Annotated in this window: 13 protein-coding genes; 10 read left to right on the forward strand and 3 right to left on the reverse strand. The window is 73.1% G+C overall.

What is annotated here, in order from left to right; translation table 11 throughout:
- Window positions 1-127: 127 nt before the first annotated feature.
- The 7 genes from IEY30_RS18865 to IEY30_RS18895 all read left to right on the forward strand — a co-directional run bounded on the left by IEY30_RS18865 (window position 128) and on the right by IEY30_RS18895 (window position 8,436).
- Entirely contained in the window at window positions 128-343 is a 216-nt protein-coding gene (locus IEY30_RS18865) for a MerR family transcriptional regulator (RefSeq protein ID WP_043417305.1), read from the forward strand.
- An 89-nt stretch (window positions 344-432) separates the two neighbouring features.
- Window positions 433-1,770, forward strand: a complete 1,338-nt coding sequence (locus IEY30_RS18870; RefSeq protein ID WP_030202414.1) for an SWIM zinc finger family protein — start codon at window positions 433-435, stop codon at window positions 1,768-1,770.
- Window positions 1,767-3,287 (forward strand): DUF5691 domain-containing protein, encoded by a 1,521-nt coding sequence (locus tag IEY30_RS18875; protein WP_052358922.1) that lies wholly within the window; start codon window positions 1,767-1,769, stop codon window positions 3,285-3,287. Before IEY30_RS18870 ends, IEY30_RS18875 begins: the two co-directional genes overlap by 4 nt.
- Window positions 3,284-4,381: an ATP-binding protein gene (locus IEY30_RS18880; protein ID WP_030202405.1), complete on the forward strand. Its 1,098-nt coding sequence runs from the start codon at window positions 3,284-3,286 to the stop codon at window positions 4,379-4,381. The genes IEY30_RS18875 and IEY30_RS18880 overlap by 4 nt, the downstream gene beginning before the upstream one ends.
- Before the next feature lies 1 nt (window position 4,382).
- Window positions 4,383-6,611, forward strand: a complete 2,229-nt coding sequence (locus tag IEY30_RS18885) for a DUF5682 family protein (RefSeq protein ID WP_030202402.1) — start codon at window positions 4,383-4,385, stop codon at window positions 6,609-6,611.
- A complete protein-coding gene (locus tag IEY30_RS18890) occupies window positions 6,608-7,774 on the forward strand; it encodes a VWA domain-containing protein (protein ID WP_030202398.1) in 1,167 nt (388 codons plus the stop codon). The genes IEY30_RS18885 and IEY30_RS18890 overlap by 4 nt, the downstream gene beginning before the upstream one ends.
- A 26-nt stretch (window positions 7,775-7,800) precedes the next feature.
- On the forward strand, window positions 7,801-8,436 hold the full coding sequence (locus IEY30_RS18895) for a uridine kinase family protein (RefSeq protein WP_156035467.1): 636 nt from the start codon (window positions 7,801-7,803) through the stop codon (window positions 8,434-8,436).
- Between the two features lie 55 nt (window positions 8,437-8,491).
- On the opposite strand, the gene IEY30_RS18900 is transcribed toward IEY30_RS18895, so the two are convergent.
- Window positions 8,492-8,638, reverse strand: a complete 147-nt coding sequence (locus IEY30_RS18900) for a hypothetical protein (protein WP_156035466.1) — start codon at window positions 8,636-8,638, stop codon at window positions 8,492-8,494.
- Window positions 8,639-8,696: 58 nt separating this feature from the next.
- Window positions 8,697-9,542 (reverse strand): heliorhodopsin HeR, encoded by an 846-nt coding sequence (heR, locus tag IEY30_RS18905; protein ID WP_030202394.1) that lies wholly within the window; start codon window positions 9,540-9,542, stop codon window positions 8,697-8,699.
- A gap of 150 nt (window positions 9,543-9,692) precedes the next feature.
- On the opposite strand from heR, the gene cysM reads away from it, so the two are divergent.
- Complete coding sequence (cysM, locus tag IEY30_RS18910; RefSeq protein WP_030202391.1) at window positions 9,693-10,580, forward strand: cysteine synthase CysM; 888 nt, start codon at window positions 9,693-9,695, stop codon at window positions 10,578-10,580.
- Window positions 10,581-10,635: 55 nt separating this feature from the next.
- Here cysM and IEY30_RS18915 read toward each other — a convergent pair whose 3' ends face one another.
- On the reverse strand, window positions 10,636-11,244 hold the full coding sequence (locus tag IEY30_RS18915) for a thymidine kinase (protein ID WP_030202390.1): 609 nt from the start codon (window positions 11,242-11,244) through the stop codon (window positions 10,636-10,638).
- Between the two features lie 80 nt (window positions 11,245-11,324).
- Here IEY30_RS18915 and IEY30_RS18920 point away from each other — a divergent pair, with 80 nt between their 5' ends.
- Both IEY30_RS18920 and IEY30_RS18925 read left to right on the forward strand, forming a co-directional pair.
- Window positions 11,325-12,233, forward strand: a complete 909-nt coding sequence (locus IEY30_RS18920; RefSeq protein ID WP_052358920.1) for an aminoglycoside phosphotransferase family protein — start codon at window positions 11,325-11,327, stop codon at window positions 12,231-12,233.
- 91 nt (window positions 12,234-12,324) lie between these two features.
- Window positions 12,325-17,862 (forward strand): ATP-binding protein, encoded by a 5,538-nt coding sequence (locus tag IEY30_RS18925; RefSeq protein WP_030202386.1) that lies wholly within the window; start codon window positions 12,325-12,327, stop codon window positions 17,860-17,862.
- The last annotated feature ends 73 nt before the right edge of the window (window positions 17,863-17,935 follow it).

The following is a 17,935-nucleotide window of genomic DNA, read 5'->3' on the forward strand; positions in this document are numbered from 1 at the left end:
CCCGGTCCCGGGCTCCTCGGAAGGCGCGCTCGAAATCTGCGAGGAGCTCCGGGCGCCACGGCGGCGGAACTTGGGTCAGACTGGTGGGAGAGCGTCAAGGGGGCGCGGATTCTCGGGGGAGAACACGATGGCAAGGACGCAGTCGTCGACGCAGGGGCACGACCCTGATCTCATGGCGCCGCACGAGGTCGCCGAGATCTTCCGGGTGTCGCCCGCGACCATCACCCGCTGGGCTCGCGTCGGCCTGCTGCCGTGCACCCGGACGGCAGGTGGCCACCGCAGGTTCGAGCGGAGCTACGTCATCGACCACGTGGAGCGTCTGCTGCACGAGACCGAGGGCTGAGCGCGCCCGAGCGCACCCGAGGACCGGGCGACACGGCATACGCCCGTCCGGCCCCCGTTGTGGGAGGCGTCGGCCATGATGTGCGAGTCATGACGCGATGGACTGCCCAGCAGGTGGCCGGCCTGGCCCCCGACGCCTCGTCGCTGACGGCTGCCCGCCGGCTCGCGCGGCCGGGCCCGTGGTCCGACACCGGGTCGACGCCGACCCTGCTGTGGGGCAAGTGCCAGGGCTCGGGCAAGACGCCCTACCAGGTGAGCATCGACCTCATCGGCCCGGCGTTCCGCTGCTCGTGCCCGAGCCGCAAGTTCCCGTGCAAGCACGGGCTCGCGCTGCTGCTCCTCTGGGTCGACGGGTCGGGCTCGGTGGCCGACGCCGACGAGGCGGCCGGCTTCGCGCAGGAGTGGGCGTCCGAGCGCTCGGCCCGCGCCGAGGCGAAGGCCGCGGGTGACGCGGCCAAGTCGACGCGGACGCCCGACCCCGCCGCGGCCGCCAAGCGGCTCGAGGAGCGGCTCGCCCTCATGGACGGCGGCATGGACGACTTCGCCCGCTGGCTCACCGACCTCGCGCGCAGCGGCACGGCCTCCGCGCGGCAGCAGTCCTATGCGTGGTGGGACGGCACCGCGGCTCGCCTCGTCGACGCGCAGCTGCCCGGGCTCGCCGACGACGTTCGCTCGGTCGGCGGCGCGGTGAGCGGTCGACCCGACTGGGCCGAGCGGCTGCTCGTGGCGCTCGGCCGCTGGTGGACGGCGACTCGGGCGTGGTCTGCGCGGGAGTCGCTCGGCGAGGACCAGCTCGGCGACCTGCGCGCCTACCTCGGCTGGTCGACGAGCACCGAGTCGGTGCGCCGGGCCGACGCCGTGACCGACCGGTGGCTCGTCCTCGGCGCGCACCGCAGCGACGACGGACGTCTCCAGCAGCAACGGACCTGGTTGCGCGGCAACGCCTCCGGCGAGATCGTGCAGGTCCTCGACTTCGCCGCGGGCGGTCAGGTGCTGCCCGTCGCACGCGTCGTCGGCTCGAGCCTCGACGCGACCCTCGCCCGCTACCCCGGCGCCGCCGTGCGCCGTGCGCTCTTCGTCGACGAGCCGGCTGTCGCCGACGACCGAGGGCGTATGCCGTCCGGCGCGTCCCTCGAGGAGGCCCGGTCCGCGGCTGCGCAGGCGTGGGGGCGCAACCCGTGGGCGCGCCGGGTGCCCGTCGTCCTCGCCGACGTGCGTGTCGGTGTCGACCGGGTCGTCGACGCCGACGGCGCGAGCGTGCGGCTCACCGACGACGCCGACGTCTGGCCGCTGCTCGCCCTGACCGGTGGCCGGCCGGCACGTGTCTTCGGCGAGCTCGAGGAGTCGCGGCTGCGGCCGCTCACCGTCGTCGTGGCCGGCGACGGTGGCGGCTCCGGCGACGGGGACGGCGAGGTCGTGGGCCTGTGAGCGACCTCGACACGTGGTGGCGTGACGTCGGCAACGCGGCGGTCGTCGGCACGGCCCGGCGCCCGGTGCCGCCGCTGCCCGACCTCGGGCCGTCAGGAGTGCAGGCTCGTCCGGCGGGTCAGCCGCGCGAGGAGGCGCTCCTCGACGCCGCCGCCCTCGGCGGGGCCGCGCTGCGCGCCGGACGCAGGCTCGACCACGCCGAGCCTCCGGAGGCCGCACCCGACGACCAGCGGGCCGAGGCCCCGAGGCGGGCCGTCCAGCTGCTCGAGCTCGTCCTCACCCAGCCACCCGCCGGCGCCGCGCAGCGCACGGGCCTGCTCGCCCACTGGCTGCGCGCCGCGGACGACGCGGGCTGCCGCGTGCCGCACGTGCTCGTCCCGACCCTGCTGACCCTCGCCACGGGGTCGCGCGAGCTGCGGCGCCCGACGGCTGCTGTGCTCGACGAGCGCGGCCGGTGGCTCGCGGGCCTGCGCGAGGACTGGTCGTGGGTGACCGATGCCGCTGCGGGCGCCGAGGCGCGCAGCGCGTCACGCGCCGCCGGCATCGCGCCCCCGGCCGACGAGTGGGGGCGCCTGCCCTCGACCGACCGGGTCGCCGTGCTGTCCTCCGTCCGCGCGCACGACCCAGCCGCGGCACGGGAGCTCATCAGCTCGACGTGGGCGAGCGACTCCGCACGAGACCGGCGCTCGCACCTCGAGACGCTGCGCATCGGCCTGGGCCCCGACGACGAGCCGCTGCTCGAGGCGGCGCTCGACGACCGCGCCGGCACCGTACGCGAGATCTCGACAGAGCTGCTCGACGTCCTGCCCGGCTCGGCGCGCGCCGCGCGGATGGCCGAGCGCCTGCGCCCTCTCGTCCGACGCACCGGACTGCTCGGCCGTGGCGTGGAGGTCACCCTGCCCGACGAGCCCGACCCGGCCGGCGTCCGCGACGGCCTCGGCAAGCCCCCGCCGCGTCGCTCCGCCCGCGGCTGGTGGCTCGAGCAGCTCTGCGCCGGCGCGCCCCTCGAGGTCTGGGCCGAGCTGACCGGCGCCGACCCGTCCGCGACGGTCAAGAGGCTCACCGACGCGCAGGCGACGGACGCGCTGGCCGGCATACGCCGTGCGGTGCAGGCCCGGCGCGACCCCGAGTGGGCGGCAGCGCTGCTCGAGCGGGGCTGGGACGCCACGCTCGTGCCCGCCCTGCCCCGGGAGCGCCGCGAGCGCATCGTGCTCCAGCGGGTCGACGCCACGACCGAACGGGTGCACGAGATCGGCTCGGTCGTCGGCTCGGTCGACGCGCCGTGGTCGCCGGACTTCAGCGTCGCGCTCGTCTCCCGGCTGCGGGCGTCCAGGTTCGGCTCCGCCATGGTGATGGCCTCGATGCCGCACCTGCTCGCCGGGCTGCACCCGGCGGCCCTCGACCCGCTCGAGCGCTGGATCGAGTCCACCGGCGCCGACCAGACCCTGACGACCAACCTGCGCAACCTGCTCCAGTTCCACTCCGTCAAGCGATCGATCACCGAGGCCTTCAGATGAGCGAATCACCTTCTGCCACCACGGTCCTGCGCGCCCACGCCGAGAACGCGTATGCCGCCGAGCTGGCCGCGCTCGCGGCCAGCGACGACCGACCGCGTCCACCACGCTGGCGGATGTCGCCCTGGGCCGTCACGACCTACCTCCTCGGCGGCACGCTCGACGACGGCACCGAGATCACGCCGAAGTACCTCGGGTCGCGCCGGCTCATGGAGGTCGCCGTCGCCTCGCTCGCCACCGACCGGGCCCTGCTGCTGCTCGGAGTGCCCGGCACGGCCAAGACGTGGGTCAGCGAGCACCTCGCGGCCGCTGTCAGCGGGTCGTCGACGCTCGTCGTCCAGGGCACGGCCGGCACGCCCGAGGAGTCGCTGCGCTACGGCTGGAACTACGCGCGGCTGCTCGCCGAGGGCCCGACGCGTGGCGCTCTCGTGCCGAGCCCGGTCATGCGCGCCATGGAGACGGGCTCGCTCGTGCGCATCGAGGAGCTGACGCGCATCCCGGCCGACGTCCAGGACGCCCTCATCACGGTGCTGTCGGAGAAGCACCTGCCGATCCCCGAGCTCGACTCCGAGGTGCAGGCGCAGCAGGGCTTCAACGTCATCGCCACGGCCAACAACCGCGACAAGGGCGTCAACGACCTGTCGTCGGCGCTCAAGCGCCGCTTCAACACGCTCGTGCTGCCGCTGCCCGACTCCCTCGAGCAGGAGGTCGAGATCGTGCGCACCCGCGTCGACTCCCTCGGCCGCTCGCTCGAGCTGCCGCCCGGGCTCGAGTCGCTCGCGGAGATCGAGCGCGTCGTCACGATCTTCCGCGAGCTGCGGTCGGGCGTCACGGCCGACCAGCGCACGACGGTGAAGTCGCCGTCGGCCACCCTCTCGACGGCCGAGGCCATCTCGGTCATGACCAACGGCCTGTCGCTCGCGGCCCACTTCGGCGACGGCGTGGTCCGTGCCGACGACGTCGCGGCCGGCCTCGTCGGGGCTGTCGTCAAGGACCCGGTCCAGGACCGGATCGTCTGGCAGGAGTACCTCGAGACCGTGGTCAAGGACCGCACCGAGTGGACCGACCTCTACCGCGCGTGCCGCGAGCTGGGCTGACATGACCCAGGTGGAGGTGCTGGGCGTCCGGCACCACGGACCGGGCTCCGCGCGATCGGTCGCGCGCGCCCTCGACGAGCTGCAGCCCGACGTCGTCGTCATCGAGGGGCCGCCCGAGCTCGACGCCCTCGTCCCGCTCGCGGCCGACCCCGACCTCGTGCCGCCGGTGGCCGGCCTCGTCTATGCCGTCGACGAGCCGCGGCGCGCCGCCTTCTACCCGTTCGCGGTCTTCTCACCCGAGTGGGTCGCCCTGCGGTGGGCGCTCGAGCACGGCGTCGACGTCCGCTTCGCCGACCTGCCCGCGACGCACCACCTCGCCGACAGCGACGGCGAGGAGGCGCCTCGCCGCCCGGGTCGGCGGGTCGACCCGATCACGGCCCTCGCCTCGGCCGCCGGCTACGACGACCCCGAGCGCTGGTGGGAGGACGCTGTCGAGCACCGCCGCACGTCCTCGCTGACGCACTTCGCGCACCTGCGCGAGGCGATGCACGGTGTCCGTGGAGACCTCGAGGTCGACGACGACGCCCGACGAGAAGCGTTCATGCGCAAGGTGATCCGGGCCGAGATGCGCGCCGGTCGCGAGCGCGTCGCCGTCGTCTGCGGCGCCTACCACGCGCCGGCCCTCGACCCGGCGTCGTTCCCGCCGGTGAGCCGCGACAACGCCCTGACGAGCAAGCTGCCCAGGATCAAGGTCGCCGCGACGTGGGCGCCGTGGAGCTCCGAACGGCTGTCGTATGCCAGTGGCTACGGCGCCGGGGTCCGCTCGCCGGGGTGGTACCACCACCTCTTCGTCACCCCCGACGACGACGTCGTGCCGTCGTGGTTCGTCCGGGTCGCCCGGACCCTGCGCGGCGAGAACCTCGACGCGTCGACGGCGTCGGTCGTCGAGGCGACCCGGCTGGCCGGTGCGCTCGCAGCGGTGCGTGGTCGTCCGTCCGTCGGCCTGGCCGAGCTGACCGACGCCGCCCGCGCGGTGCTCACCGAGGGCGCCGACCTCCCGCTGCGGTTCGTCGACCGCACCCTCGTCATCGGCGAGGAGCTCGGCCGGGTCCCGGAGTCCACCCCCATGGTCCCGCTAGCCGGCGACCTGGCCCGGCAGCAGAAGTCGCTGCGGCTCAAGGCCTCCGCGACCTCGACCGTCGTCCAGCTCGACCTGCGCCGCGAGTCGCAGCTGGCCCGCTCGGTGCTGCTGCACCGCCTCGCGGTGCTCGACGTGCCGTGGGGCACGCAGGTCGAGGCGGGCCGCACCATGGGCACGTTCAAGGAGGCGTGGGAGCTCGAGTGGACGCCCGAGCTCGCCGTCGCCGTCATCGAGGCGAGCCTCTACGGCACGACCGTCCGCACCGCGGCCGAGTCCCGCATCGCCGAGGAGGCCCGTGAGGCAGCCGACCTCGGCGTGCTCGGCCGGCTCATCGAGGAGTGCCTGCTCGCCGACCTGCCCGAGGGCCTGCGCGCCGTCGTCGCCGCTCTCGCCGAGCGCACGGCCAAGCAGCACGACACCCGGGCCCTGCTCGAGACCGTCGAGCCCCTCGCCCGCACCTGCCGCTACGGCGACGTCCGCGGCGTCGACGTCGCCGACGTGACCCACGTGCTGCAGACCGTCGTCGTGCGCGCCTCCGTCGGGCTCCGGGCAGCCTGCTCCAGCCTCGACGACGACAGCGCCGCCGCGATGCGGACCGCGGTCGAGGCGGCCCACCGAGGGGTGGCCCTCGTCGACCGCGACGACCTGCGCGAGCCGTGGTCCGAGGCGCTCGTGACGGTCGGCCGCGACGAGGCCATCCACGGCGCCGTCGCCGGGCGCGTCAACCGGCTCCTGCTCGACGGCGGCCTGCTCACCCACGACGAGGCGGCCGCGCGCCTGAGCCGCCGCCTCTCCCCCGGCACGCCCGCCCCCGCGGCGGCCGCCTGGCTCGACGGCTTCCTCACGGGCGAGGCGCTGCTGCTCATCCACGGCGACGACCTGCTCTCGATCATCGACGAGTGGCTCGTCGGCGCCACCGAGGAGTCGTTCGAGGACCTCCTGCCGCTCGTGCGCCGCACCTTCTCGCGCTACCAGCCCGCGGAACGCCGCCTCATCGGGACGCACCTGCGCGACCTGGCCACCGGACGGCATTCCGGCGCAGAGCGCCGGCTCCAGCCATCCCCCACCACGGACTCGCTCGACCTCGACCGCGCCGCCCCGGCCATCGCGGCCGTCGCGCGCCTGCTCGGGATGGAGGTGGCGTCATGACCGACCGCGACCGGCTGACCCGGTGGCGGCTCGTCCTCGGCGGCGAGCAGTCCGACGGCATCGGCGAGGCGGCCACGCTCGAGGCCGACGACCTCAAGCGCGACGACGCCCTGCGCGAGCTCTACGACGGCGAGCGCCGCAGCGGACTCGGCGCCTCCGCGCCCAAGGTCGCGCGGTGGCTCGGCGACATCCGCGGCTACTTCCCGTCGTCGGTCGTGCAGGTCATGCAGCACGACGCGATGGACCGCCTCGGCCTGACCCAGCTCCTGCTCGAGCCCGAGCTCATGGAGGCGGTGCAGCCCGACGTGGGCCTCGTGGCGACCCTCGTCGGGCTGAACCGCATCATCCCCGAGCGGTCCCGGGCGACCGCGCGCGCCGTCGTGCGGGTCGTCACCGACGAGCTCGAGGAGCGCCTGCGCGCCGAGACGGTCCAGGCCGTCACCGGCGCCCTCAACCGGGCGTCCAGGACCCGCCGCCCCAAGGCCTCCGACATCGACTGGAACCGCACCATCGCGGCCAACCTCAAGCACTACCAGCCCGAGCACGGCACCGTCGTGCCCGAGCGGCTCGTCGGCCACGCCCGGCGCGCGCACCGCGTCGAGCGACGGATCATCCTCTGCATCGACCAGTCCGGCTCCATGGCCGAGTCGGTCGTCTACTCCAGCGTCTTCGGCGCCGTGCTCGCCTCGCTGCGGTCGGTCGAGACCAAGCTCGTCGTTTTCGACACGGCCGTCGTCGACCTGACCGACGAGCTCGACGACCCCGTCGACGTGCTCTTCGGGGTGCAGCTGGGTGGCGGCACCGACATCAACCAGGCGCTCGCCTACTGCGAGGGCCTCATCGAGCAGCCCGGCGAGACGGTGCTCGTGCTCATCAGTGACCTCTACGAGGGCGGCATCGCCGAGGAGATGGTGCGGCGGGCGTCCTCGATCGTGGCGTCCGGGGCGACGATGGTCGCCCTGCTGGCGCTCAGCGACTCCGGCCGGCCGAGCTTCGACGCGGGCCACGCCGCGGCGCTCGCAGCCGTCGGGGTGCCGGCCTTCGCGTGCACGCCCGACCGCTTCCCCGACCTCATGGCCACCGCCATCGAGAAGCGCGACATCACCGCCTGGGCCGCGGCCAACGACATCGTCACCACCCACGAGCCCGAGCCGACGGCGTGAGCCGCGCCGGACGGCATACTCACGCCATGCGACTGCACCCCGACGAGACCGAGGCCGGGCCCTGGCGCCGCGTCGACGACGACGACCTCGCCGCGCTCCTCGCGAGGCTGCTGTCCGACGGACGTGGCGTGCTGCTCGTCGACGGCCGCTCGGGCGCCGGCAAGTCCACCGTCGCCGCGCGGATCGCGGCCCTGCTCGACGGGGCCGTCGTGCACAGCGACGACCTCGCCTGGCACCACGACGCCTTCGCGTGGGACGACCTCGCGACCACCCACGTCATCGAGCCGTGGCGCCGCGGGGAGCGCATCGACTACACCCCGCCCGGCTGGGTCGCGCAGGGCCGCGACGGGTCGGTGACGGTGCCCGATGGCGTACGCGTGCTCCTCCTCGAGGGGGTCGGTGCGGGCCGCGCGTCGCTGGCCGAGCACGCCGATGCCGTCGTCTGGGTGCAGTCGGACCGTGACGAGGCGCGCGAGCGCGGGCTGCGTCGCGACGTCGAGCTGGGGCGCACGACGGTCGAGGCGGAGCGCTTCTGGGACGAGTGGATGGCGGCCGAGGAGCCGTTCCTCGCGCAGGACCGTCCGTGGGAGCGCGCCGACCTCGTCGTGTGCGCGCTCGAGTCGGAGTGGGTGCCCGGCCGCACCACCGTGGCGCGCGGGTGAGGCCGGGCCGAGGGCCCGACGCCCGCCCGGCACGCCACGGTGGTCAGGTCGTCGATCAGGACGCGGTGCGGTAGATCCCACGTCCGTACGTCGCGACGTAGAGGTTGCCGTCCGGCCCCTCCAGCGCCTGGGTGGCGATGGTGACGGGGATGGCGTCACGCGACCACTGGGGAGCGCCGCTGCGCAACGACGACAGGGTCACGGGCGAAGCTGATGGCGCGCGGAGTCGGACCCGGTACCCGGCCACAGTCTCCCCACGCTCACCCGACAAGCACGTTGGCGAACACCTGCCATGCCAGCAAGCTCTTCGCCACGAGACTGAGGACGATGTAGGTGCGCTCACCTGTCAGGTAGTCCTGCCAGCGGCCGACCTGTCTGTACTGGAGCCACTGGTTGATGGCGAAGCTGTTGAAGAACACGAAGAGCGAGACGATGATCCCGTAGACGAATCCCGGCGGGCCGGGGCCGTCCTTGACGGCCACGTTGACGATCAGGTAGACCGCGGAGGCCAGCCAAGGCCCGACGCCGGCGACGCAACCGAACCAGAACGGCGTCCACCAGGCGCGTTGCCCGCGAACCGGATGCCCATCCTTGCCGTGCATCAAACCGTTGTTGGACATCTCCATCAGCCACCCGAACAGGATCATCGAGACGTTGGCGATGCCGAGCCCGATGAGTGCCGCGATGTCGGAGATCCCCAGCACCAGGCTGATGAGGACGATCATCAGCGTCGAGGAGAGGCTGTACTCCACCCAGCGGAACCGGTTGCGACCCTTCGAGAGCTCGTCGATGTAGCGGGTGAAACCCCACGGCAAGGCGATCAGGAAGTGGAAGAACGCCGACAGGAACAGGAACGAAGCCGTTGCCGGTCCCAGTGGCAGGTCGAACACGAGGTTCGTGACGCCCTCAGAGAGCGGCGAGCCCGGCGGCCCGTTCAGCGCAAAGGTGGACACCGGCAGCGTGAAGTCGTTGCTGAGCGCCACCATGGCCAAGCCGGACACCAGATGCAGGAATCCCATGACCGCGTTGAAGACCCGCAGGCGCTTCGCGGTGTCGCTGCCCACGTGGACGGACCGGGTCTGAAGCGCCAAGGGATAGGTGCTCATGCCGCAGTGTTGCACCCCTGGCAGGAACGTCAATCCTCGCGGACGTCTACGTGCTCGGTGGATGCATGGAGGTCGAGCAGTCGCCTGCGGTTCTTCGGCGACCGCCGTCATAGACTGCGGCGGGTGAGCAACCCTCCGCGGTACCCCACGATGGAGGACGTCATCGGTGACACCCCGCTGGTGCGTCTACAGCGCCTTCCGGGGCTGGAGAACGAACGCCGCGGCAACGTGCTGCTCGCCAAGCTCGAGGGGAACAACCCGGCCGGCTCGGTGAAGGACCGGCCGGCGATCAGCATGATCCGCGGCGCCGAGGAGCGGGGGGAGATCTCCCCCGGCGACACCCTGCTGGAAGCCACGTCCGGCAACACCGGGATCGGCTTGGCGATGGCGGCGGCGATCAGCGGCTACCCACTGGTCATCGTGATGCCCGAGGACGCCTCCACCGAGCGCATCCAGACGATGAGGGCGTACGGAGCCGACCTGGTCCTCACCCCGGCGCGCGGCGGCATGGAAGAGGCCCGCGACGTCGTCGCGCGGATGGAGCGGGAGGGCCGCGGCCGGGTCCTGGACCAGTTCGGCAACCCGGACAACCCTCGTGCCCACGAGGTAGGGACGGGCCCGGAGCTGTGGCGCCAGACCGACGGACGGATCACGCACTTCGTGTCCGCGATGGGCACCACCGGCACGATCACCGGGGTCTCGCGGTTCCTGAAGTCACGCAACCCCGGTGTCCAGATCGTCGGGGCACAGCCCGCGGAGGGGTCGAAGATTCCCGGGATCCGCGCTTGGACACGGGAGTACGTGCCGAAGATCTTCGACCCGTCGGCGGTGGACCGGACCGTGGAGGTCACCCAGGCCGACGCCGAGGAGACGGCCCGTCAGCTGGCCCGCCAAGAAGGCATCTTCGGAGGTGTCTCGGCGGCCGGCGCTTGCTGGACCGCCCTGCAGGTGGCCCAGGAGGTCGAGGGGGCGACGATCGTCTTCGTGGTCTGCGACCGCGGCGACCGGTACCTCTCCAGCGGCGTGTTCCCCGCGTGAGGTTCGGCCCCCATCAGGCAGGCATACGCCATCGCGGCTTGAAGGGGCTTCCGCCTCAGGTGCGGGCGGGGCGGACGAAGCAGGAGCGGCAGCGTGCCTCATAGGTGAAGGTGCCATCGTCGGGGAGCGCCTCGGATCCGCCGAGGTGGTCGAGGAACGGCAGACCCGAGCGGAGCACCTGCGTGTGGGTTGCGCTGAAGTCGCGGCACTGGTCGCAGACGGCGCGCCGGTAGGTCACCGTGTCGGGTCCGAGCTCGAGCAGGGCTCGCACGGGCGCGAAGAGCTCACCGCGGTGGTCGAGGTCGATGCCGGCCACGACGACGCGGGTGCCGCGGCGCAGCAGCTGACTGACGACCGCGACATCGTCGAGGTCGAACATGTGCACCTCGTCGACGGCCACGACGTCGAGCTGCTCGTCGAGCGCCTCGTGCAGGGTGCTGACCTTCGTCGTTGCAAGCTCGCCGCCGCTGCGCGACGTGACGCCGGAGTCACGGACGTGCCGCTCCGACTGGTACACGCGGTGGCGGACCCGCGTGAACTGCAGCGGCGAGAGCAGCGAGATGAGCGCGAGGCTCTTGCCCGACTTCATCGGTCCCAGGACGACGTCCAGGGACACCTCGGACGCGGTGCGGACGGCCTGCCTGACGTCGTCGATCGTGGTCACGGGCGAGAACGCTATCGGCCACCGGTGTCAGTCCCGAAAACCCCTCGCCGTGGACCGCGTGCCCGCCTAGCGTGACCGCAATGCCGATGCCGATGCACGAGGACGAGGTCCGCGCGACGCCCGACCTGGTCGAGCGACTCGTCTGCGAGCAGTGCCCCCAGTGGGCGGACCTGAGCGTGACCGCGCTGCCCGACGAGCTCGAGGGCACCGACAACGTGCTCTTCCGGTTGGGCGACGAGCTCGTGGTGCGCCTGCCGAAGATCGACTGGGCGCAGGAGCAGGCCGAGTCCGATGCGCGCTGGCTGCCCCGGCTCGCGCCGCACCTGCCTGCCGCCGTGCCGGTGCCCGTCCACGTCGGCCGGCCCTCGGGCGGCTATCCGTGGGTGTGGTCGGTGGTGCCCTGGGTCGCCGGGTCCACACCGCCGCGCCTCGGCGTCGACGACGTCCGGCTCGCCCGGGACCTCGCGGCGTTCGCCCTAACCCTGCGTGCGATCGACGCCACGGGCGGGCCCGCCAAGCCGCCTGGATCGCGCGGCACCCCGCTCGTGCACTCCGACGCCGGCGCCCGAGCCGGCCTCGAGCGCCTGCGCGCCCACGACGACGGCATCGACCTCGCAGCCGCCGAGCGTGCCTGGGACCTCTGCGTCTCCGCGCCCGACTGGGGCGGCGACCCGGTGTGGGTCCACGGCGACCTCCAGCCCGGCAACCTCGTCGTCGACGACAATCGGCTCGTCGCGGTCATCGACTGGGGTGCCCTCGGCGTCGGCGACCCGGCGCCCGACGTCGCCGCCGCACTCTGGACGTTCACGGGCGAGGCCCGGGACGCCTACCGCGAGGCCGTGTGCCCCGACGACGCCACGTGGCTCCGGGCCTGCGGGTGGGCGCTGGCGCCGTCGCTCACGGGCATCGACTACTACCGGCACACCTTCCCCCGGATGGCCGAGCACGGACGCCGGATGGTGCGCGCCGTCGTCGCCGAGCTGACCTGACGGGCGACTCGACGCCTGTCTACTCGCCGGTCACCGGGATGGCGTGGAAGGCTGCAGGGTGCGACACCACCCCCGTCCTGAAGGAGCACGCATGATCTCGCGCATCGCCATCGTGAACCGCGGCGAGGCCGCCATGCGGCTCATCCACGCGGTGCGGGACCTCAACGCGGCGGCCGGTCGCGGCGGGCACCGCATCGAGACGATCGCCCTGCACACCGAGGGCGAGCGGCGGGCCATGTTCGTGCGCGAGGCCGACGAGGCATACGACCTCGGTCCGGCCTCGGCCCGTCCCTACCTCGACTACGCGGTCCTAGAGCGCGCCCTGCGCGAGACGAAGGCCGACGCGGCGTGGGTCGGCTGGGGCTTCGTGGCCGAGCACCCCGCATTCGCCGAGCTGTGCGACCGCATCGGCGTCACCTTCATCGGCCCGAGCGCCGACGCGATGGTCAAGCTGGGCGACAAGATCGGCAGCAAGCTCATCGCCGAGGAGGTCGGCGTGCCCGTCGCGCCGTGGAGCCGCGGCGGTGTCGACACGCTCGAGGACGCCAAGGCCGCGGCGGCGCGCATCGGCTACCCGCTCATGCTCAAGGCGACCGCCGGTGGTGGCGGCCGTGGCATCCGCCGCGTCGACTCCGACGCCGACCTCACGGACGCCTACGAGCGCACCCGCGACGAGGCCGAGCGCGCCTTCGGCTCCGGCGTCGTCTTCCTCGAGAAGCTCGTCACCGGCGCCCGCCACATCGAGGTCCAGGTCATCGCCGACGGACAGGGCTCGGCCTGGGCGGTCGGCGTGCGCGACTGCTCCGTGCAGCGCCGCAACCAGAAGGTCATCGAGGAGTCCGCCTCGCCCGTGCTCACCCGCGAGCAGGAGGACGAGGTGCGTACGAGCGCCGAGCGCCTCGCGATCGCCGTGGGCTACGCCGGTGCCGGCACCGTCGAGTTCCTCTACCACCCGGGCGAGCGGTTCTTCGCGTTCCTCGAGGTCAACACCCGCCTGCAGGTCGAGCACCCGATCACCGAGGTCGTGACCGACACCGACCTCGTCAAGCTCCAGATCTTCGTCGCCAACGGCGGCCGCCTCGACGAGCTGCCCGACGGCCGTCCCACGCAGCGCGGCCACGCCGTCGAGGCCCGCCTCAACGCCGAGGACCCCGACCGCGACTTCGCGCCGAGCCCCGGCCGCATCAGCCTGCTCCAGTTCCCCGCCGGACCCGGCATCCGCGTCGACACCGGTGTGGGAGAAGGCGACTCGATCCCCGCCGACTTCGACTCGATGATCGCCAAGATCATCGCCCACGGCCGCGACCGTGACGAGGCGCTCGCCCGCCTGCGCCGCGCCATGGCCGAGACGACCGTCGTCATCGACGGCGGCTCGACCAACAAGAGCTTCATCCTCGACCTGCTCGACCAGCCCGAGATCATCGACGGCTCGGCCGACACCGGCTGGATCGACCGCGTCCGCGCCGAGGGCCGTCTCGTCTCGCACCGCCACTCCGGCATCGCCCTCGTGGCCGCCGGCATCGAGGCCTACGAGGACGCCGAGGCCATCGAGCGCGCCCGACTGCTCGAGTCGGCGCGCGGTGGCCGTCCCCAGGTGCAGCACGCCGTCGGCCGCGCCATCGACCTCAAGCTGCGCGGCACGGCATACAAGGTCATGGTGCTGCGCACCGCGTCGCACCGCTACCGCGTCAGCATCACCAACGGAGGCGACGAGCACGTCGTCGACGCGACGCTCGACCGGATCGACGAGTATGCCGGCCGCATCGTCGTCGAGGGACGCGCGCACCGCCTCGTCACGGCCACCCACGGTCCCGTGCACCTCGTCGAGGTCGACGGCGTGACCCACCGCGTCTCCCGCGACGAGGGCGGCGTCGTGCGCTCGCCCGCGCCTGCGCTCGTCGTCGCGACCCCGGCCGCCGTGGGCGACGAGGTCGCCGCCGGCGCACCCGTGCTCGTGCTCGAGTCGATGAAGATGGAGACGGTGCTGCCGGCCCCCTTCGCGGCCCGCGTGCGCGAGCTGCTCGTGTCGGTCGGCAGCCAGGTCGAGACCGGCGCACCGCTCGTGCGGCTCGAGCCGACCGGTGACGAGGAGGAGGTCGCCGAGGCGGCGGCCGCCGAGGGCGTCGACCTCGACCTGCCCGACTCGAGCGCCGGCACCGCGAGCGTGCGCGAGCGCGTCGACCGCGGCATCGAGGACCTCTCGGCGAGCGTCCTCGGCTTCGACGGCGACCCGAGCGGTGACCGCCGGATGCTCGAGGGCTACCTCACGGCGCGCGACGAGCTCGCCGCCGGCGGCACGATCCCGCTCGACGAGGAGATCGCGGTCCTCGAGCTGTTCACCGACTTCGCCGAGCTGAGCCGCAACCGCCCGGCTGCCGAGGAGCGCCACACCGAGCTGCTCGTGCACAGCCCGCGGGAGCACTTCCACTCCTACCTCCAGAGCCTTGACGTCGACCGTGCCGGGCTGTCGGCCGACTTCCGCGACAAGCTCGCCCGCGTGCTGCGGCACTACGGCGTCACCGACTTCGAGCGCACGCCGGACCTCGAGGAGGCGGTGTTCCGGATCTTCCTCGCCCAGCAGCGCTCCGCGCCCGAGGTGCAGCTCGCGACCTCGATCCTCCAGCGCTGGCTCGCCGAGCCGATCCCGCAGCCGCCGCTCGACGCGGCAGCCCGTGAGGCGCTCGACCGCCTCGTCGTCGCGACCCAGCTGCGCTTCCCCGTCATCGGCGACCTCGCCCGCAGCGTGCGTTTCCGCTGGTTCGACCAGCCGCTCGTCGACGAGGAGCGCGAGAGCGTCCTCGCCGGCGTCCGCGACAAGCTGGCCTCCCTGGCCACCGAGCCCGACGCCCCCGACCACACGGCCCGCATCGACGAGCTCGCGGCCATCCCCGAGCAGATCGTCAGCTTCCTCACCGAGCGCCTGCACGAGGAGGCGCCCGAGCGGCTGCCCGAGCACGAGCCGATGCTCGAGGTGCTCATCAAGCGCCACTACCGCGAGCACGAGCTGCACGGCCTGCGCACCTTCTCCGAGGGTGGCCGGCCCTTCGCCGTCGCCGACTACACGCTCGACGACCGCCCGACCCACCTGACGTCGACGATCGGCGGCGTCGACGAGCTCGTCCCGGGCAGCCCGCTCGACGCGGCCGTGTCCAACGACGTGTGGTCGCGCGCGACCGGCCTGCACTCCGTCGTCGACCTCTACCTGCGCTGGCCGCAGGAGCCGGACTCCCCCGACGCCGCGAGCGAGCAGCTCGCCGCCCTGCTGCAGCAGCTGCCCTTCGCCCAGGACGTCCGCCGCGTCGCCGTCGCCGTGAGCGCCGGACAGGGCCGTCCCGTCGGCTACTTCACCTTCCGCCCGGTCGAAGGCACGCTCGTCGAGGACCGCCTCGTGCGGGGCGTGCACCCGATGGTGGGGCGCCGGCTCAACCTGTGGCGCCTCACGTCGTTCGACGTCACCCGCCTCGAGGCCCCCGAGGACGTCCTGCTCTACGAGTGCGTCGCCAAGGACAACCCCGACGACCACCGCCTCGTCGCCCTCGCGCAGGTGCGCCAGATCGTCGTCGTGCGCGACGAGTCCGGCCAGGTCTCGGGCCTGCCGCACGTCGAGCGGGCCATCGCCAACTGCCTCGAGGCGATCCGCCGCGTGCGAGCGAGTCGTGGTGCCAAGGGATCCCGTCTCGACATGAACCACGTCTGGGTGCAGATCTGGCCCACCATCGAGGCCGACCCGGGCCAGCTGACGGCGCTGCAGGGCAAGATCGCCCCCGTCACCGCCGGTGCCGGCATCGAGGAGGTGCTCGTCCAGGCCAACGTCACGGTGTCGCCGGGCGAGGCACCGGTGCCGATCGCGGGCCGCTTCTTCTACCAGCCGGGCTCGGGTGTCACGGGCACCCTGGGCGCCCCGCCCACCGAGCCGCTCAAGCCGCTCGACGACTACGCCTCGAAGGTCGTCCGGGCCCGCCGCCGCGGCCTGGTCTACCCCTACGAGCTGCAGTCGATGATCGCCGGCGAGGGCGGCACCGTCGTCGAGCACGACCTCGACGACACCGGCTCGCTCGTGCCCGTCGAACGCCCGGTCGGGCTCAACAAGGCCGGCATCATCGTCGCCGTCGTCAGCACGCCGACGGCGCGCCACCCCGAGGGCGTCACCCGGGTCGTGCTCTCGGGCGACCCGCTGCGCTCGCTCGGCTCGGTGGCCGAGGCCGAGTGCGCCCGCGTCATCGCGGCGATCGACCTCGCCGAGCAGATGCGGGTGCCGCTGGAGTGGTACTCCCTGTCGGCCGGCGCGCGCATCTCCATGGACTCCGGCACGGAGAACATGGACTGGGTGGCCCGCGCGCTCAAGCGGATCATCGAGTTCACCCAGGCGGGCGGCGAGATCAACATCGTCGTGGCGGGCATCAACGTCGGCGCCCAGCCCTACTGGAACGCCGAGGCGACGATGCTCATGCACACCAAGGGCATCCTCGTCATGACGCCCGACAGCGCCATGGTGCTCACCGGCAAGCAGTCGCTCGACTTCTCCGGTGGCGTCTCGGCCGAGGACAACTTCGGCATCGGCGGCTACGACCGTGTCATGGGCCCCAACGGCCAGGCGCAGTACTGGGCCAAGGACCTCGCGGGCGCCCGGGCGATCCTCATGGCGCACTACGACCACGCCTACGTCAGCCCGGGTGAGTCGGGACCGCGTCGGGTCGCGACGAGCGACCCGTCGCACCGCGACGTGACGCTCTACCCGCACGACGCGCCGGGCTCGGACTTCAGGACGGTCGGCGAGATCTTCAGCTCGCTGACCAACCCGGACCGCAAGAAGCCCTTCGACATCCGCACCCTGATGCGCGCGGTCAGCGACCAGGACCACGAGCCACTCGAGCGCTGGGCCGGCATGGCCGACGCCGAGACGGCCGTCGTGCAGGACGCCCACGTCGGCGGCATCCCGGTCACGCTCATCGGCATCGAGAGCAAGTCCGTTGCGCGCCGGGGCTTCCCGCCCACCGACGGCCCCGACACCTACACGGCCGGCACGCTCTTCCCCCGGTCGAGCAAGAAGGTGGCGCGCGCCATCAACGCGGCGAGCGGCAACCGGCCCGTCGTCGTCCTCGCCAACCTGTCCGGCTTCGACGGCTCACCCGAGTCGATGCGCAGCCTGCAGCTCGAGTACGGCGCCGAGATCGGCCGAGCCATCGTCAACTTCGACGGCCCGATCGTCTTCACCGTCGTCTCCCGCTACCACGGTGGCGCGTTCGTCGTCTTCTCCAAGACGCTCAACCCGCGCATGACGGTGCTCGCGATCGAGGGCTCCTTCGCGTCGGTGCTCGGTGGGGCCCCGGCGGCGGCCGTGGTCTTCTCGCGCGACGTCGACGCCCGCACGGCGTCCGACCCGCGCGTCGCCGAGCTCGAGGGTGCGCTCGCGCAGGCCTCTGGCGTCGAGCGGGCCCGGCTCGCAACGGAGCTCGCCGAGCTGCGCACCTCGGTGCGCGCCGAGAAGCTCGGTCAGGTGGCCTCGGAGTTCGACACGGTGCACAGCATCCACCGGGCCGTGTCGGTCGGCTCGGTCGACGCCGTCATCGAGGCGCACGACCTGCGCCCGCGCATCATCGCCGCCGTCGAGGCCGGCCTGCAGGACTGACCACCCCGCTGACGCGGAAGAGGGCGTATGCCGTGAGCCGAGGCTCGCGGCATACGCCCTCTCTCGTCGGGGC

Source organism: Terrabacter tumescens (assembly GCF_014646815.1).
GTDB classification, from domain to species: domain Bacteria; phylum Actinomycetota; class Actinomycetes; order Actinomycetales; family Dermatophilaceae; genus Terrabacter; species Terrabacter tumescens.